General features: G+C 64.7%; 14 protein-coding genes. 1 reads left to right on the forward strand and 13 read right to left on the reverse strand.

The features are described from left to right. The first annotated feature begins 31 nt into the window (after nt 1–31). On the forward strand, nt 32–1060 hold the full coding sequence (locus B7449_RS01600; protein ID WP_039732830.1) for an isocitrate/isopropylmalate dehydrogenase family protein: 1029 nt from the start codon (nt 32–34) through the stop codon (nt 1058–1060). A gap of 224 nt (nt 1061–1284) precedes the next feature. Here B7449_RS01600 and uraH read toward each other — a convergent pair whose 3' ends face one another. The 13 genes from uraH to xdhA form a co-directional block, all read right to left on the reverse strand. Beyond that, nucleotides 1285–1641 (reverse strand): hydroxyisourate hydrolase, encoded by a 357-nt coding sequence (uraH, locus tag B7449_RS01605; RefSeq protein WP_039732829.1) that lies wholly within the window; start codon nt 1639–1641, stop codon nt 1285–1287. After that, a complete protein-coding gene (gene uraD / locus B7449_RS01610) occupies nt 1638–2153 on the reverse strand; it encodes a 2-oxo-4-hydroxy-4-carboxy-5-ureidoimidazoline decarboxylase (RefSeq protein WP_039732828.1) in 516 nt (171 codons plus the stop codon). The genes uraH and uraD overlap by 4 nt, the downstream gene beginning before the upstream one ends. 8 nt (nt 2154–2161) lie before the next feature. After that, nucleotides 2162–3073 (reverse strand): allantoinase PuuE, encoded by a 912-nt coding sequence (gene puuE / locus B7449_RS01615; protein ID WP_039732827.1) that lies wholly within the window; start codon nt 3071–3073, stop codon nt 2162–2164. A 19-nt stretch (nt 3074–3092) separates the two neighbouring features. Next, nucleotides 3093–4322, reverse strand: coding sequence for a pyridoxal-phosphate-dependent aminotransferase family protein (locus B7449_RS01620; protein WP_010514353.1), 1230 nt, complete (start codon nt 4320–4322; stop codon nt 3093–3095). Continuing rightward, nucleotides 4319–5593, reverse strand: coding sequence for an allantoate amidohydrolase (locus B7449_RS01625; RefSeq protein ID WP_039732860.1), 1275 nt, complete (start codon nt 5591–5593; stop codon nt 4319–4321). The genes B7449_RS01620 and B7449_RS01625 overlap by 4 nt, the downstream gene beginning before the upstream one ends. After that, nucleotides 5587–7179, reverse strand: a complete 1593-nt coding sequence (locus B7449_RS01630) for a gamma-glutamyltransferase family protein (RefSeq protein ID WP_039732826.1) — start codon at nt 7177–7179, stop codon at nt 5587–5589. Before B7449_RS01630 ends, B7449_RS01625 begins: the two co-directional genes overlap by 7 nt. Continuing rightward, nucleotides 7179–8552 carry an AtzE family amidohydrolase gene (locus tag B7449_RS01635; RefSeq protein ID WP_039732825.1) on the reverse strand — a complete coding sequence of 458 codons (1374 nt, stop codon included), beginning with the start codon at nt 8550–8552 and terminating at the stop codon, nt 7179–7181. Before B7449_RS01635 ends, B7449_RS01630 begins: the two co-directional genes overlap by 1 nt. Continuing rightward, entirely contained in the window at nt 8549–8782 is a 234-nt protein-coding gene (locus B7449_RS01640) for a DUF4089 domain-containing protein (protein WP_039732824.1), read from the reverse strand. Before B7449_RS01640 ends, B7449_RS01635 begins: the two co-directional genes overlap by 4 nt. Before the next feature lie 43 nt (nt 8783–8825). Then, entirely contained in the window at nt 8826–10283 is a 1458-nt protein-coding gene (locus B7449_RS01645; protein ID WP_039732859.1) for an NAD(P)-binding domain-containing protein, read from the reverse strand. A gap of 173 nt (nt 10284–10456) precedes the next feature. Continuing rightward, nucleotides 10457–11413 carry a LysR family transcriptional regulator gene (locus B7449_RS01650; protein ID WP_010514343.1) on the reverse strand — a complete coding sequence of 319 codons (957 nt, stop codon included), beginning with the start codon at nt 11411–11413 and terminating at the stop codon, nt 10457–10459. After that, a complete protein-coding gene (xdhC, locus tag B7449_RS01655) occupies nt 11410–12264 on the reverse strand; it encodes a xanthine dehydrogenase accessory protein XdhC (RefSeq protein ID WP_039732823.1) in 855 nt (284 codons plus the stop codon). Before xdhC ends, B7449_RS01650 begins: the two co-directional genes overlap by 4 nt. Before the next feature lie 4 nt (nt 12265–12268). Then, complete coding sequence (gene xdhB / locus B7449_RS01660; protein ID WP_048883152.1) at nt 12269–14635, reverse strand: xanthine dehydrogenase molybdopterin binding subunit; 2367 nt, start codon at nt 14633–14635, stop codon at nt 12269–12271. After that, nucleotides 14628–16127 (reverse strand): xanthine dehydrogenase small subunit, encoded by a 1500-nt coding sequence (xdhA, locus tag B7449_RS01665; RefSeq protein ID WP_082084721.1) that lies wholly within the window; start codon nt 16125–16127, stop codon nt 14628–14630. Before xdhA ends, xdhB begins: the two co-directional genes overlap by 8 nt. Nucleotides 16128–16181: the final 54 nt, after the last annotated feature.

The raw sequence follows: 16181 nt of genomic DNA on the forward strand, positions 1-16181 counted from the left end.
CAGTAGCAAGCACAAAGGGAGACGTCCGAGAATGTCTACAGAAAAAACAATTCCCGCCACCCTGATTCCCGGTGATGGAATCGGGCCTGAAATCGTCCAGTCCGTTACCGAGATCCTGGATGCGGTTGGTGCCCCTTTCAAATGGGAAAAGGCTCTTGGTGGTGTCGCGGCTCTTGATGCCACCGGCAGCCCGCTGCCCAAGGAAACGATCGAAAGCATCCGCCGCACCGGCCTTGCGCTGAAAGGCCCGCTGACAACCCCGGTCGGTGGTGGCTTCAAATCCATCAACGTGACACTGCGTCAGGAGTTCGGCCTGTTCGCGAATGTCCGTCCGACCAAGACGATCGTGCCCGGTGGCCGTTTCGAGAACATCAACCTCGTCATCTTCCGCGAAAACCTCGAAGGGTATTACGCGGCGATGGAAAACTACATTCCCTACGGTGACGACCCGCATGCCATCGCCACCAGCGCAGGCTACACCACGCGCAAGGAATGCAACCGCATCGTGCGCTATGCCTTTGAATACGCGGTCAAGAACAACCGCAAGCGCGTCACCCTGGTGCACAAGGCCAACATCCTGAAGCTGCTGACGGGCCTGTTCCTTGAAGAAGGCCGCAAGGTCGCCAAGGAATATGAAGGTCGCGTGGAAGTGAACGAACGGATTGTCGATGCCTGCGCCATGCAGCTGGTGACCGATCCGTGGCAGTATGACTGCATTGTCACCACCAACCTGTTTGGTGACATCCTGTCCGACCTGACCGCCGGTCTGGTTGGTGGTCTTGGCCTTGCGCCGGGTGCCAACATTGGCGAAAAAGCCGCCGTGTTTGAAGCCGTCCATGGTTCGGCGCCGGACATCGCGGGCCAGAACAAGGCCAACCCGACGTCCCTGCTGCTGGCCGCGAACATGATGCTGGCGCATGTGGGCCGCCAGGATCTGGCCACCCGTATCGACAAGGCCATTGAAAAGGTCATCACCTCGGGCGCCGTGCGCACGGGCGACCTGGGCGGCAAGGCCAGCACGACCGACCTGACCGCAGCCCTGAAGCAGGCACTGGTCTGATCCGGTTTTTCCCGCGGCGGCCAGTCTGCTGCGGGATACGAAAAAGGGCCATGGCGTTACATACGCCATGGCCCTTTCTGTTAGAGACTGTTTAAAAACAACTCATTGATGAAAAAAGAATAAAAGTTTTGAAATGCCACCTTTTTGCAAAAAGCTTCACCAAAACTGTCTTTAATTTTAAAACGCCATCATAAGCTGACTTTTTAAATAATCCCTCGACCCGCTCAACTACCGCGATAGGTCGAAAACCCGTAGGGCGAGACCAGCAGCGGCACATGGTAATGGCCGCCCTTTTCCCCCGGTGCCACCTGCGCCATGCCAAAGGCAATGGGCACCACGTCAAGGAACGGTGGATCCGACAGCGCGACATCACGGGCACGGAAATACGCCGCTACGGCAAATTCCAGCCGGTAGGCCCCCGCCTGCATGTCCCCTGTCGTCTGGCTCAGTTCCGGGCAGCGGCCATCTGCATTGGTCACGCCGCGAAACAGGCATTCGCGTCCTGCCCACAGGCTGATCGCCATGCCTGCGGCGGGCTGGCCCGAAACAAGGTCAAGGACATGGGTGGAAAGGGTGCTCATGGTTCCTGCTCCAGCCGCGCCAGCACGTCCGCCAGCCGCAGGGCGGCAATCTTGTTGATTTCACACAGCGCGGCCTGCTGTTCTTCTTCCGGCGTATTGTCCAGCCGGATGCGCATTCCGTTCAGGATTCCTTCCTTGTCCGACCGCCGCACACAGATAATGAACGGAATGCCGAACCTGGCTGCATAGGCATCATTCAGGGCGCGGAATGTTGTGAATTCCTCCGGCGTCAGCCGATCCAGCCCGGCGGATGCCTGCTCCGCCGCTGATGCGGATGTCAGCGTCGGGTCCACGCCCATGCGCTGCGCCAGTTCAGGATGGGCACGGATCAACGCCATTTTTTCCGCATCCGTCGCCCGGTCCAGTTCATGACGCATGGCAGCCAGCATAGCGTCCCTGTCGGCAAAGGGGCCATGGGCATGCGCACGCTGGGCGATCCATGGGGAATGTTCGTATATTGGGCCGAACAGTTCCACAAACCGGACTGTGGACGCCCCGTTGACCCGATCCATCACGTTTTTCATGCTGGATGTACATCCAGCCAGTGCCGGGCGATATCCAGCCGGGTCGCGACCCATACTTTTTCGCGCGTGGCGATATAGTCAAGGAAACGCGCCACCGCCCGCGCACGCCCCGGACGCCCCGCCACACGGCAGTGCAGGCCAACCGACATCATGCGCGGCCTGTCGGCACCCTCCTCATACAGTTCATCAAAGGTATCGCGCAGGTAGTTGAAGAACTGTTCACCTTCGGTAAAGCCGTTCAGCGCGACAAAGCGCATGTCGTTCACATCCAGCGTATAGGGCACGATCAGCTGTGCGCGGCCGTTGCTGCGGTCATAATATGGCAGGTCATCGGCGTAGGAATCCGCGTCGTATACAAAGCCGCCTTCTTCCGCCACCAGACGCGCGGTATTGGGGCTGGTGCGCCCCTGGTACCAGCCCAGCGGGCGTGATCCGGTCAGCTTCGTATGCAGCGCGATACATTCCTGGATATGCGCGCGTTCCACCGCTTCGGGCACGTGCTGGTAATCGATCCAGCGCAGCCCATGGGACGCGATTTCCCAGCCTGCGTCCTTCATCGCCGCAACCGCTGCCGGGTTACGCGCCATGGCCGCCGCCACGGCAAAGACCGTCAGGGGCTGCTTACGTTCGGTAAAGATGCGGTGCAGCCGCCAGAACCCGGCACGGGAGCCATATTCATACAGGCTTTCCATCGCAATCGCGCGCGCGCCGGTAATCGACTGCGCCCCGACCATTTCCGACAGGAACGCTTCCGACCCGCGGTCACCATGAAGGACCGAGTTCTCGGCCCCCTCTTCATAATTGATGACGAACTGCACCGCGATCCGCGCGCCGCCGGGCCATTTCGCATCCGGCGGGTTGCCCGCGTACCCAACCAGATCGCGGGGATAGCTATCCGTTCCAGACATTATGCCAGATCCCCCGTTCTTATGCGTTATAGGCCGCAAGGGCGGCATCGACGCCGCTGCCTGCGGCAAAGCTGTAGCCTTCGTGGCGCAGGACGGTTTCCAGCGCGCCGATGGTCAGCAGTACCTTGTGCTTTTCCGCGTTGTAGCCCATCGCGCCAATACGCCAGATCTTGCCCTGCAGCGGCCCGAAGGCGGAACCGATCTCGATTTCGAAATCCTCGCGCATGCGGCCACGCACCTTTTCACCGTCAATGCCCTTGGGAATGTAGACGCCGGTCACGTTGGTCATGCGGTAGTCGTCGCAACCAAACAGTTCCAGCCCTAGCGCGCGCATGCCCGCGCACATCGCGCGTGACGCACTGGCATGGCGGGCGAAGCGGGCCTGAAGCCCTTCTTCCAGCACGATACGGGCGGCTTCACGCGCGCCATACAGCATGGAGGTGGCTTCGGTATGATGGTTCAGCCGCTTTTCGGACCAGTAGTCCATGATCATGGCCAGGTCGAAATAGTTCGAGGGAATGCGCACGCGCGTGCCATCATGCGTATCCGCGCCGCGGATCCCGGCTTCGACATGGCGACGGGCGAAAATATGTTCCGCCGCACGGTCGGAAATGGTGATGGGGGCCGAACCCGGCGGGCCGCCCATGCATTTCTGCAGACCCGAACTGACTACGTCCACACCCCAGCGGTCGGTCGCAACTTCCATGCCGCCCAGCGTGGCGGTGGTATCGACATAGGACAGCACGCCATATTTGCGGCACAGCGCGCCAACACCATCAAGCGGCTGGGCAACGGTGGTGGAGGTATCGCCATGGATGCACGCCAGCACATGCGGACGGTGGGTGGTGAGTGCGTCCTCGATCTGCTCCAGCGTCGCGACCTCGCCCCACGGAATGTCCAGCGTCACGATTTCAGCGCCAATGCGCTGCGCGATTTCGGACAGCAGCAGCCCGAAGCGGCCTGCGCGCACGATCAGCAGTTTCATGCCCGGTTCGACCAGCGAGACAAGCGATGCCTCGATCCCGGCGCGCGCCGTGCCATCGACCAGGAATGTCCAGCGGTTGTTGGTCATGAACACCTGACGGTACAGGTCCATCGTCTGGTTCATGTATTCGGTCATTTCCGGGTCGAACTGACCCAGCATGTCAGCCGCCATGGCCCGCAGCACACGCGGGTGCGCATTGACCGGTCCCGGCCCCATCAGCAGCCGGGCGGGAGGGTTGATCTGGCCGAAAAATGTCTGGGTCATCCGAAACGTCTCTCAAAAAGTCCGATAAAAGTAATCATCGCCCGCAGCGCGGCATCCGTATCATCATCGGTCACGGATTCAGCCGGGTTATGGCTGATACCACCCGCGCACCGGATAAACAGCATGGAAACCGGGGCCAGATGCGCCATGATCATCGCGTCATGTCCCGCGCCGCTGACCAGCAGCGGGGCCGGGGCATGGGTCACGTCATGCACCGCCAGTTCCATAAGCGCGGTCAGCGCAGGGTCGCATGGCGTGGCGTCCAGATCCTGCTGCAGCGCCACATCCATCTCCAGCCCGCGCCGGTCCGCGACCTGACGGGCCTCCTCCAGGATTTCCGCCGCCGCGCGGTCGCGCGTGGCGTCAGTGCCGGCACGGACATCAATGGTGAACACCACTTCGCCCGGCACGACATTGGCTGCCCCCGGCATGACATCCAGCGACCCGACAGTGGCCACCAGCCCGTCCGCGCCGGCACGGCCAATGCGTTCAGCGGCAAGGATGATGTCCGCCGCCCCCGCCAGCGCGTCGCGCCGCAGCTTCATGGCCACCGTGCCCGCATGGCCCGCCATGCCGCGCAGCGTCACGCGGTAGCGGTACTGGGCCGCGATGGCGCTGACCACGCCAAGGGCGCAGCCTTCGGCCTCCAGCGCCGGGCCCTGTTCGATATGCGCCTCGACATAGGCCACGACCGGGTCGCCCCTGCGGGACGCGGCCTGCATCTGACCCACATCCAGCCCGAATGCTTCCAGCGCGCTGGCCAGGGTGGCGGTCTCGGCCCAGTCGGACATGGCCGGATCTGGACTATCCAGCACGCCTGCCACGGCATGGGAGGTCAGCATGCCGGACGGAAACCGCGATCCTTCCTCGTCCCCGAAGCCGATGACTTCCAGCGCGAAGGGAAAGCGTTTTCCCTGCCGCGCGAAATGGGCCACCGTCTCGATGCCAAGGATCACGCCCAGCATCCCGTCAAAGAACCCGCCATCGCGCACGCTGTCGATATGCGAGCCAAGCAGCACGACCGGGGCATCGGGCGTCAGGCCGTCATACCGCCCGACAAGGTTGCCTGCGGCATCGATGCGCGTGGTCATGCCTGCATCGCGCATCCACTCCGCCAGCCGCCCACAGGTCGCGCGGTAGGACGGGCTGAGATAGGGGCGGAACAGCCCCCCTTCCATATCCGAATACGGCGCACGGCCCAGTTCGGTGCACCGCGCCACGGCACGTGCGCCACAGGGATGATCCATTATTTTACCTGCCTGCATTACCATGCCGCCACGCATCCATCGCTACGCGGGTCGGTCGCCCCTTCCAGCAGGCCCGATCCATGGCGCACCAGCGCGCCCGCATGGCCCATTGTGGAAGAAAACGGTTCAACCCGTTCCATCTGGTGTCCCGCCGCCTGCATCCGGGCGATGACCTCAGGGTCGAAGCGATCCTCGTATTTCAGGCTGACGCTGCTTTCGCCCCATGTCCGCCCCAGCAGCCAGCGTGGCGCCGTGACGGCTTCCTGCAGTTCCATGCCGTAGCGCGCGTAGCGGGTGAAAATGGCGGACTGCGTCTGTGGCTGTCCCTCGCCCCCCATGGTGCCATAGACCATGGTCCGCCCGTCATCAAAACGGGCACCGGCGGGGTTGAGTGTATGGAACGGCTTGCGGCCCGGACGCAGGCCATTCCAGCCCTGCGGGTCCAGTCCGAAGCTGGTGCCACGGTTCTGCCAGACAATGCCGGTGCGCGGCAGCACGACGCCGGACCCGTATTCGAAATACAGGCTCTGGATCATGCTGACGGCCAGTCCGTCGGAATCAATCACACCCAGCCAGACCGTGTCCCCCGCCTGCGACTGCCACGGCCACGGCGCCGCCCGGTCGGGATCAATGCTGGCGGCCATGCGATCAAGCGCCTTGCGGTCATCAAGGATGTCCTGCGCCTGAACGGTCATGTAGGCGGGATCGCCCACATGGGTATCGCGGTAACGGAACGCCTGCTTGGTCGCTTCGACCAGCCCGTGCAGGTAATCGAAATCATCCGCCTTCGCCGCCTTCAGCCGGTCGAACAGCGCAAGGATCAGCAGCGACGCGACCCCCTGCGTCGGCGGCGCGAGGTTGTACAGGTCCGCCCCATGGATACGCGCATGCAGCGCGGGCTGGTGGGTTGCCCTGTGCCCCTGCAGGTCCGCAAGCGCAAGCGGACTGCCCACGTCGTTCAGGTCGGCTGCGATCTCGCGCGCCACATTTCCACGATAGAAACTGGACAGCCCTTCATCCGCCAGCTGCCGCAGGGTCTTGGCAAGGCGGGGATTGTGCAGGATGTCACCAGGCTGCGGCAGGCGACCACCGGGCGTGAACAGGTCCCGGAAACCGGGCACGTCCTTCAGTTCATCAAACTTCGCGCGGGTCAGGTTGGCCGCGCTGTCGGTTACGGGCACGCCCTGTTCCGCATAATACAGCGCATCACGCAGCACCCGCCCCAGTGGCAGGGCGGACGTCATGGCATGGCTCCATGACAGCGCCATGTCCCAGCCCGATACGGTGCCCGCCACGGTATTGGCCGCAAGCGGACCGCGCCAGGGAATCGTATCCAGCCCTGCGGCGTGGTAAAAGGCGGGATCGGCCTTCTGTGCCGCCGCCCCACAGGCATCAATGGTTTCCACGCGCCCATCGGGCCACATGGTCAGCCAGAACGCATCCCCGCCAATCCCGGTCATGTGTGGATAGACCACAGCCAGGGCCGCGGCGGTGGCGACAGCGGCCTCGATTGCCGTGCCCCCCGCCTTGAGCACGTCAAGCCCGGCCTGACTGGCCAGGTGGTGGGGGGATGTGACCATCCCCCGGCATGAACGCGGCGTATTCAGCATCAGCTGTCCTTCCGTGCGTATCCTGCCTCGATCGGGCGGCAGGCCGCGAGACCCGCGCGCTGCAGTTCGGCCGCCACGGCAAACAGCTTCGCTTCCCCGCCCGGCGCACCGATAAGCTGGATGCCCTGCGGCAGGCCATCAACCGCAAGCGGGGCCGCCAGCACCGGCAGCCCGGCAAGGCTGATCGGCTGCGTGAAAATGCCAAGGTTGGCGCGGGCGGACACCGTCCTGCCATTCACGGTGATGGATGGCTGGTCAATCCGGGGGGCGACACCCACCGTGGTTGGCGCCACCAGCACATCCGCATGGGCAAGGGCGGCATGCACATGCCCACGGAACCAGCGGCGGAAACGCTGCGCCTGCACGAATGTCGCGGCAGGCAGCATGGCCCCGGCCATAAGCCGCCCGCGCGTGGCGGGATCATACTGCATGGCCCGGCGGCGCAGGCGCGGCAGGTGCAGGTTGCCCCCTTCCGCCGCGCTGATCAGGAATGCCGCGGCGCGCGCACGCGCGACTTCAGGCAGTTCGATCACCCGGTCATGCCCCAGATGCGCCATGACACGGTCAATGCCTGCCGCAAGTTCCGGGCTGATATTTTCGGCAAACCATCCGCCAAGGCGGGCCACACGCACATCACCCACGTCGGGTTCGCCCACATGCACCCCGCCGGCCATGATGCCGTACACCGCCCGCAGGTCCTCGACCGTGTCGGCCATCGGACCAACCACATCCAGGCTGGCCACGAACGGATAGACCCCGCGCAGCGGCATCTGCCCGTAAGTCGGCTTCAGCCCCCATACCCCGCATAGCGAGGACGGGACGCGGATGGACCCGTTGGTGTCCGATCCCAGCGTGAACGGCAGCAGGCCCGCGGCCACCGATGCCGCCGACCCACCCGATGACCCACCGGCCAGACGCGCGGGATCATGCGGATTGCGCGTTGTGCCGGTATGGGCGTTTTCGGTGGAAAAGCCGTAGGCGAACTCATCCATGTTCAGCGTCGCGACCGGCACGGCGCCTGCCGCGCGCAGGCGTTCGACCACCTCTGCATCGCGCGTGGCGGGCAGGTTGTCGCGCAGGACAATGGACCCTGCCGTGGTGACCTCGCCCCGGACGTCAAACAGGTCCTTCACGCCAAAGGGCACGCCCGCCAGCGGGCCGGGATCGCGCCCCGCCGCAACGGCCTTGTCCACCTCCTCGGCCTGCGCCACGGCGGCGGGGCCAAGGATGCGGGTCACACTGTTGAAACGGGTATCACGGACCTCGATATCCGCGATGACGGCGGTCACGACCGACACGGCGCTGCGGCGTCCGGCCCGCACATCCGCCGCAATGGCAAGGGCGGCGCCCGCCTTGTGCCCCTGAACGGTCATGGCGTGTACTCATAGGCGGGTTCGCAGTCATCAGGCAGCGCAAAACCGCTGACCAGATCGGCATACCCCTGCAGCAGGGCGGTATTCGCCACGACATCGGGCATGCAGGCGGCCGGAATGGACAGGCCGATAATCCGCGCCATATCGGCCACGGGTGGACCCTTGCGGTCATCATGCCCCCCCGCGCCGGCAACCGGCGCGGAAGGGGAAAGGCGTGCTGCACTGCTCATCTGATCAACTTTCTCCCGAATGGATAACTCTACCCGGGATGCATCATGCAACAGGAGGGTCAAGACTGACCAGTTCCGGCACGTCATAGGCCAGCAGACTTTCAAGATGCTGCCTGCCATCGGCCACGTACAGGTCACGCCCCAGCCCATGGGCCAGACGCTCCACGCCAAAGCGCATGCCGCTGATGGACGCGCCCGACAGGCCCATGCTGGGCGTGGCCGAGAACGTGAAGTTATGGATGTTCGCCAGCATGGGCGCCAGCGGGTCATCCGCGCGGCGCGGCAGGAACTGGTAGTTTTCCCCCAGATAGGGATAGCTTTCCAGCACGGCGCTTTCCGACCCTGCGGGTGCGGTGTAACGATCGCCCCACAGCGCGACGGAGGACGCGAAGGATTTCGTTTCGGCCCTGCGGGACAGGTCGGTTGTGAAACCCGTGCCGATAATCACGAAATCGAACCGCATTTCGCCGGTGGGCGAATCGACCACGATCTCATCCCCGTCCATGCGCACGCCCGTCCAGGGGCAGCCCGTGCGGAAGGAGAAGTTCGCATGCCGGCGGCAGCGCCAGAACGTATCCTGCGGCGGCGGCTGGTTAAGTTCGAAAATCCGGCGCATGAAGCCCCAGCGCAGCTCATCCGACAGGGCGGGGTAATAGGCGAGGAAGCCGGTATTTTCCATCCACCGATATGGGTTGATGGACGGGATTTCCTTGCGTCGCAGGCACAGCGTCACGCTGCCCGCACCGTCTTCCAGCGCCGTGGCCGCATTATCAAACGCCGAGGCGCCAGCCCCCAGCACACCGATCCGCTTGCCCTTCAGCGCCGCGAAATCAATGTTTTCCGACGTATGGGCATACCGCGCGCGTGGCAGGGCGTCGCGGATGAAATCGGGCACATGCCACGAACCACAGCCTTCGATCCCGGTGGCCAGCACCAGCTTGCGCGCGTAATGCACATGGGTCGAGCCGTCGGGGCGACGGAAGGTCAGGCGCAGCAGTCCGCCTTCCCATGTCACGCCCTGGAAATCATGGTCGTTGGCGACCGGCAGCTTCAGGATGTCGCGGTACCAGTCCAGATAGGCCTGCCACTGCCCACGCGGGATCTTGTCCAGCTTTTCCCAGGCTTCGGCGCCATACTGCGCTTCGTACCACGAACGCGGGGTCAGGGACGGCACGCCAAGGTCGGGGCCGGTCACGTATTTGGGCGTGCGCAGCGTGATCATGCGTGCGAATGTCACCCACGGGCCTTCGCCCCCCTTGGCCGCACGGTCAAAGATGCGGACATTGGTGATGTTGTTACGCTTGAGCGCAAAGGCCGTGGCAAGGCCACCCTGCCCGCCCCCGATAATGGCCACGTCCAGCACGCGCTGGCCGTCACGTTCCATGGGGGGAACCCATTCCTTGCGGGGATAGCGGATGATTTCCAGATCCCGGCGCACTGCCGCATTCAGTGCAGCAAGCCCGCCGGCCGTCCCGGCATTCGGCTGCGTTGTGGTATCCATCTGCGGGTTCCCATCCATTTTTTTACTGTGTGTTGATGCAGCCCGCATGACGTCCCCCGACGCCATGCGGATATTCCCCCAACCGCACCATGATGGGGAAATCTAACCAGCCTTCCCCCTGTTTCGTCTAGTATAATGATCTGACCGTTCCGTTGCGCAAAACGCAACACATGTCAGACCACCCGTTCATCGCTGACACCCTGCACGCGCCGCAGTTCCAGGCGCAGTTCCTCGATTACCGTTTCCAGCAATGGCGGCAGCCAGCGGGATTCCCGCACGTAGGCCCCAAGGTCCGTAACCGCCCGGGTATCACGCAGCGGCACGTGGCGCAGGGTGTCCTGTCCCGGCTGCACGCCCACCGCCAGCGGGGACTGGAACGCCAGCCCGACGCCCGCCTGCACCATGCGGTTGGTCAGTTCGATCGACCCGGTCTGCAACACCACGTTCAGACGGTCCTGCCACGGGCGCAGCATGGGTTCCATGACACGGTACAGCGACAGCGTGCGCGTGGGCAGGATCAGGCGATAGGCCGTGCATTCCTCCACCGTGACCGTGCGCAGGTGCGCCAGCGGATGATCCGCGCGCACCACCGCGCCAACGGGGAAATGCCCTACCGCCACCCGCCGCAGTTCGGGATACAGCGCCAGCGAAAACGCAATGCCCAGATCCACCCGTCCGTCCTGCAGGGCGGAGACGATGGTCTTGGGCGCGCCGACTTCCACATGCAGCTCCACGGCCGGATAGGCGGAAATGATGCGTTCCAGCAGGGCAGGCAGCAACTGTCCCGCGATGCCTTCCACCGCCATGATACGCAGCCGCCCGTCATGCCGGCCGGACAGGGCGTTGATCTGTTCTTCCGTCCGGGCGGCGTCCTGCATGACCGTGACGATATGTCGGGCCATGATCGTGCCCACCTCCGTCAGGACCATGCCATCGGGCAGGCGGTCGAACAGGGGGGCGCCGATTTCCGCCTCCATCTGCGCAAGCTGGCGGGTCAGGGCGGATGGCGTGACGTTCAGCCTTCGCGCCGCCTCGCGGATGGAGCGGCATTCCCGCACGGCGTTGAAATAGGAAATGCCCCGCGCGTGCAGCCGCATCATGCGGGGCGTGCGGGAAAGCGGATCATTCATGGGCTGGTGTCATCCCCGTTTACATGACCGCCCGCCTGCACGGGGTGCAGGAAGCGGGTGACAATTTCCGCCGCGACCAGTGCGGCGATAACGGCGGGCCGCTTGTCGCGCACGCCCCGGTCCCCGATCGGGCAGACCAGTGCGGCGATGCGGTCTTCCGGCAGGCCGATCTGGCGGAACCCGGCTTCGAACCGGCGGCGCTTCGTGTGCGAACCAATCAGGCCGACATATCGAAAATCCCCCCGTTCCAGGATGGATGCAACAATCACGCTGTCCAGCGCATGGCTCTGCGTCAGGACCAGCGCGCCTGAACCCGCGGGCGCGCTGGCGACCAGCCGTTCCCATGCGCCATCGTCATGCACCTCCACCCCCTGGGGAATGGTTGATCCGAATTCATGCGGACGCGAATCGCACCATGCCAGGCGCAGCGGCAGCGGGGCCAGCACATGCGCCAGCGCACGGCCCACATGCCCCGCCCCGAACAGCAGCAGCAGCGGCTGCGTACGGCGCTGACGGTCCAGCTGTTCCATGATGGCGTCCAGCCCGTCGGCGGGGGGCAGGTCAAGGTTCAGCCAGACCTCCCCCCCGCAGCACTGTCCCGAATTTCCCCCCAGGCTTATGCGCTGGACCAGCGCGTCGCCGCCATGTTCCAGCAGCCTGCGGGCCTGGTGGATGGCGTTCCATTCCAGATCCCCCCCGCCAATCGTGCCGGACTGTTCCGTGAGGGTGACCAGCATGAAGGTTCCGGCCTCACGCGGGGTGGACCCCCGCGCGTCCGATACACTGATCCGGGCGATGGGCTGGCCTGACATCCGCCATCGCACCAGATCCGCGCGCATCTGCATGCCCATGTGATCAGGCGGCGGGCGGATTGCCGTGCCGCATGCGTTCGGCCACGCGCAGGATCATTTCCGGCGTGGCGGGCGCGTCCAGACGGGGACAGGTGCGGTAGTCATCCAGACTGGCCAGCGCATCGGACACCGCCTGCAGCACCGACACGCCATGAACGAATGGCGGTTCCCCCACGGCCTTGGAACGGAAGATGCTGTATTCCCGGTTGGGCGCGTTTTCCAGCAGTTCGACATTGAACACCCGCGGACGGTCGGAACAGGCCGGGATCTTGTACGTGCTGGGCGCGTGCGTGCGCAGGCGGCCCGCTTTGTCCCAGACCAGTTCCTCGCAGGTCAGCCATCCTGCGCCCTGCACGAAGCCGCCTTCGACCTGACCGATGTCCAGAACGGGGTTCAGGGACTGCCCCGCGTCATGCAGGATGTCCACGCGGTCGATCTTCATCTCCCCCGTCAGCAGGTCGATCACGACCTCCGAACACGCTGCCCCGTATGCAAAGTAGTAGAAAGGACGGCCCTGCCCCGTATCCCCGTTCCATGAAATCTTGGGCGTCTTGTAAAATCCGTTGGCAGACATGGATACGCGCGCGAAATAGGCCTGCCGCGTCAGGTGCGAAAACGCGATCACCTTCTGCCCCACATGCACGCCATCGGGCGCGAAGCGGACGTCGTCCTCGGCCACGTTCCAGTGACCGGCCGCGAATTCCACCAGCCTGCGCTTGATCCGGCGCACCGCGTCAAGCACCGCCATGCCATTGAGGTCCGCGCCGGACGACGCGGCGGTGGCCGACGTATTGGGCACCTTGCCCGTCGTGGTGGCGGTAATGCGCACCTGATCCGTGCCCAGCCCCAGTTCGCGCATGACGACCTGCACCATCTTGGTATGCAGGCCCTGCCCCATTTCCGTGCCGCCGTGATTCACCTGTACCGACCCGTCGGTATAGACATGAACCAGCGCGCCCGCCTGGTTGTAATGCGTGGCGGTAAAGGAAATGCCGAACTTGACCGGCGTGATCGCAATGCCGCGCCGCAGGTAGGGACTGCCGGCATTGAATGCACGGCAGGCCGCGCGCCGTTTCACATAATGGCAGCGCCGCGCCAGTTCAGGCAGGACGTCGGCGGTGATCGAGTCCTCGACCACCATGTTGTAGGGCGTGACGTTGCGGTCATGCGTGCCATAGACATTGCGCAGCCTGACCTCCAGCGGGTCAAGGCCGGTGGCGAAGGCGATTTCCTCAATCACGCGCTCGGCCGCGACAATGCCCTGCGGGCCGCCAAAACCGCGATAGGCGGTGTTGGACTGCGTATTGGTGCGCAGCGGTTCGGAGCGCAGACGCACATCGGGATAGAAATAGGCATTGTCCGCATGGAACAGCGCGCGGTCGATCACGGGACCGGACAGGTCGGCCGACCACCCGCACCGCGCCGCCAGCACCATGTCCACCGCAAGGATATGTCCCTCATCGGTATAGCCGACATCGTAATCAATGACGAAATCATGCCGCTTGCCGGTCATGGTCATGTCGTCGTCACGGTCCAGCCGCATCTTGGCCGCGCGCCCGGTCAGGTCGGCCACCAGCGCCGAAAGGCAGGCACAGGCATTGGCCTGCGTTTCCTTGCCGCCAAAGCCGCCGCCCATGCGCCGGACCTCCACCGTCACCAGGTTGGCGGGACGGTCCAGAACATGGGCGACCATGTGCTGGGTTTCGGTCGGATGCTGGGTGGAGGACGTAACGTGCATCTCCCCTTCCTCACCCGGGCGGGCAAGGGCGATCTGCCCTTCGAGGTAGAAATGTTCCTGCCCGCCCACGGTAATGCGGCCGGACAGCCTGCGGGGCGCGTGCTCCAGCCCGGCCACCACGTCGCCACGCTTCATTTCCATCGGCCGCCAGACCATGGGGCTGCCCGCCGCACGGGCCTCGGCCACGTTCAGGATGGCGGGCAGGTCTTCATATTCCACTTTCGCCAGCCGCACGGCCCGGCGCGCAGCCATGCGCGTGGTCGCGGCGACCACGAATAACGGCTGGCCATAAAACGAGACCTCGGAGCCCGCCAGCAGGGGTTCATCCCCCTTGCCGACAGGGCTGATCTGGTTCTCACCGGGAATGTCGGCGGCGGTATAGACCCCCACGACGCCTTCGGCCTGCCGCACTGCGTCAAGGTCCATGGACACGATGCGGGCATGGGCGCGCGCGCTCAGCCCCGGGACAAGGTGCAGCGTGCCACGCGGTTCGGGCAGGTCATCAATATAGGCGGCGCTGCCCTGCACATGCATGGCGGCGCTTTCATGCCGCAGGCTGCGTGATGCGCCACCGGGCACGATGCCGTCGCCCGGCGTGGGGGCTGTCGTGGCAAAGCTGTTTCCATCAGCCATGTGCATGTTCTCCCGCAGCGGTGCATGCAGCACGCACGCTGGTCTGCGCGCGCGCGTCCCGTGGGCCGCAATCGGCGTAAAGCCGGGTCAGCAGATTGGCCGCGACGGTGCGGCGATACCAGTCGCTGGCCCGCATGTCGGTAATGGGGGCGAAATCGTCCATCATGGCCTGCCGCGCGGCAGCCAGCGTGGTATCGTCCCACTTCCGGCCTTCCAGTGCGGCTTCCGTCCGGCTGGCGCGACGCGGCGTGGCCGCCATGCCGCCAAAGGCCACGCGGGCATTGGTGATGGTGCCATCAGGGCCGATCGTAAGCGAAAATGCCCCCAGAATGGCCGAAATATCCTGATCGAACCGTTTGGAGACCTTCCATGCCCGGACCACGGTATCCGGCGAGGGGCGGGGAATGCTCACGCCTTCCACGAACTCACCCGGCGCGCGGTCCTGCCTGCCGTAATCAATGAAGAAATCTTCCAGCGCGATGACACGCCGCGCGTCCCCGCGGCGCAGGTGCAGCTTCGCCCCCGCCGCGATCAGCACCGGCGGCCCGTCACCAATGGGCGAACCATTGGCGATATTGCCGCATACCGTGCCGCTGTTGCGCACCTGCACGGACCCGATGCGCCGGATCACCTCCGCATCCGGCTGAGGCAGGATGTCCGCCAGCGCCGCGCGCGCTTCCTGCCATGTCACAGCCGCGCCAAGGTACACGCCGTCCGCACTGCATTCGATCCGGCGCAGATCGGGCACCTGACCTATGGTGACGACATGCGGCAGGTCGCGCATGCCCTTGGTCACCCACAGGCCCACATCGGTCGCCCCGGCCACGATCCGCGCATCGGGGTCCGCCAGCATGGCCTGCGCCAGCGCGTCCCCTGTCGCGGGAATGGTCAGACGGCCCGCAGACCCGCTGAGTTCCACCGTCGCGCCATCGCGAAGGGCGCGCAGGCGATCCGCAATCGCGTGGGCCTGCGCATCAAAATGGTCCGGCCCCGCTTCCATGGCCTGCCGCATGGCGCGCACGATGGGCGCGTATCCGGTGCAGCGGCACAGGTTGCCCGCCAGCATGTCGTCAATTGCGTGTTCATCCTGCGCCAGCCCGTCAGCCTTGCGGCCCGCCACCATGGACATGACAAAGCCGGGCGTGCAGAAGCCGCACTGCGAGCCGTGCTGGTCCACCATGGCCTGCTGCACCGGATGCAGGCTGCCATCGGGGGCGCGCACGTCCTCGATGGTCAGGACCTGCGCACCATCCAGCATGGAGACGAACTGGATGCAGGCATTGACCGCGCGCCAGACCAGCCGGTCGCCCTCCAGCCGCACCACCAGAACGGTGCACGCCCCGCAATCGCCTTCGTTACAGCCTTCCTTGGTGCCGGTCAGGCCGCGATCCTCGCGCAGCCAGTCCAGCAGCGTACGCGTTGGCGCGACATCGGCCAACGTGTGGCATTCGTTTCCGACATAGAAACGGATACCGTGTCTGATCCCCGTCAAATCTGTTCCCTCTGATCATGGCCACATGACTGCCTCACCCCCCTCAAGGCAGAC

It is taken from the genome of Komagataeibacter intermedius TF2, assembly GCF_000964425.1.
Classification (GTDB): domain Bacteria; phylum Pseudomonadota; class Alphaproteobacteria; order Acetobacterales; family Acetobacteraceae; genus Komagataeibacter; species Komagataeibacter intermedius.

What these genes read in the sequence shown, in the direction of transcription:
- B7449_RS01600 (WP_039732830.1), top strand. Translation starts at nt 32, where the DNA reads ATGTCTACAGAAAAAACAATTCCCGCCACCCTGATTCCCGGTGATGGA.
- uraH (WP_039732829.1), bottom strand. Translation starts at nt 1,641, where the DNA reads ATGAGCACCCTTTCCACCCATGTCCTTGACCTTGTTTCGGGCCAGCCC.
- uraD (WP_039732828.1), bottom strand. Translation starts at nt 2,153, where the DNA reads ATGGATCGGGTCAACGGGGCGTCCACAGTCCGGTTTGTGGAACTGTTC.
- puuE (WP_039732827.1), bottom strand. Translation starts at nt 3,073, where the DNA reads ATGTCTGGAACGGATAGCTATCCCCGCGATCTGGTTGGGTACGCGGGC.
- B7449_RS01620 (WP_010514353.1), bottom strand. Translation starts at nt 4,322, where the DNA reads ATGACCCAGACATTTTTCGGCCAGATCAACCCTCCCGCCCGGCTGCTG.
- B7449_RS01625 (WP_039732860.1), bottom strand. Translation starts at nt 5,593, where the DNA reads ATGGTAATGCAGGCAGGTAAAATAATGGATCATCCCTGTGGCGCACGT.
- B7449_RS01630 (WP_039732826.1), bottom strand. Translation starts at nt 7,179, where the DNA reads ATGCTGAATACGCCGCGTTCATGCCGGGGGATGGTCACATCCCCCCAC.
- B7449_RS01635 (WP_039732825.1), bottom strand. Translation starts at nt 8,552, where the DNA reads ATGACCGTTCAGGGGCACAAGGCGGGCGCCGCCCTTGCCATTGCGGCG.
- B7449_RS01640 (WP_039732824.1), bottom strand. Translation starts at nt 8,782, where the DNA reads ATGAGCAGTGCAGCACGCCTTTCCCCTTCCGCGCCGGTTGCCGGCGCG.
- B7449_RS01645 (WP_039732859.1), bottom strand. Translation starts at nt 10,283, where the DNA reads ATGGATACCACAACGCAGCCGAATGCCGGGACGGCCGGCGGGCTTGCT.
- B7449_RS01650 (WP_010514343.1), bottom strand. Translation starts at nt 11,413, where the DNA reads ATGAATGATCCGCTTTCCCGCACGCCCCGCATGATGCGGCTGCACGCG.
- xdhC (WP_039732823.1), bottom strand. Translation starts at nt 12,264, where the DNA reads ATGGGCATGCAGATGCGCGCGGATCTGGTGCGATGGCGGATGTCAGGC.
- xdhB (WP_048883152.1), bottom strand. Translation starts at nt 14,635, where the DNA reads ATGGCTGATGGAAACAGCTTTGCCACGACAGCCCCCACGCCGGGCGAC.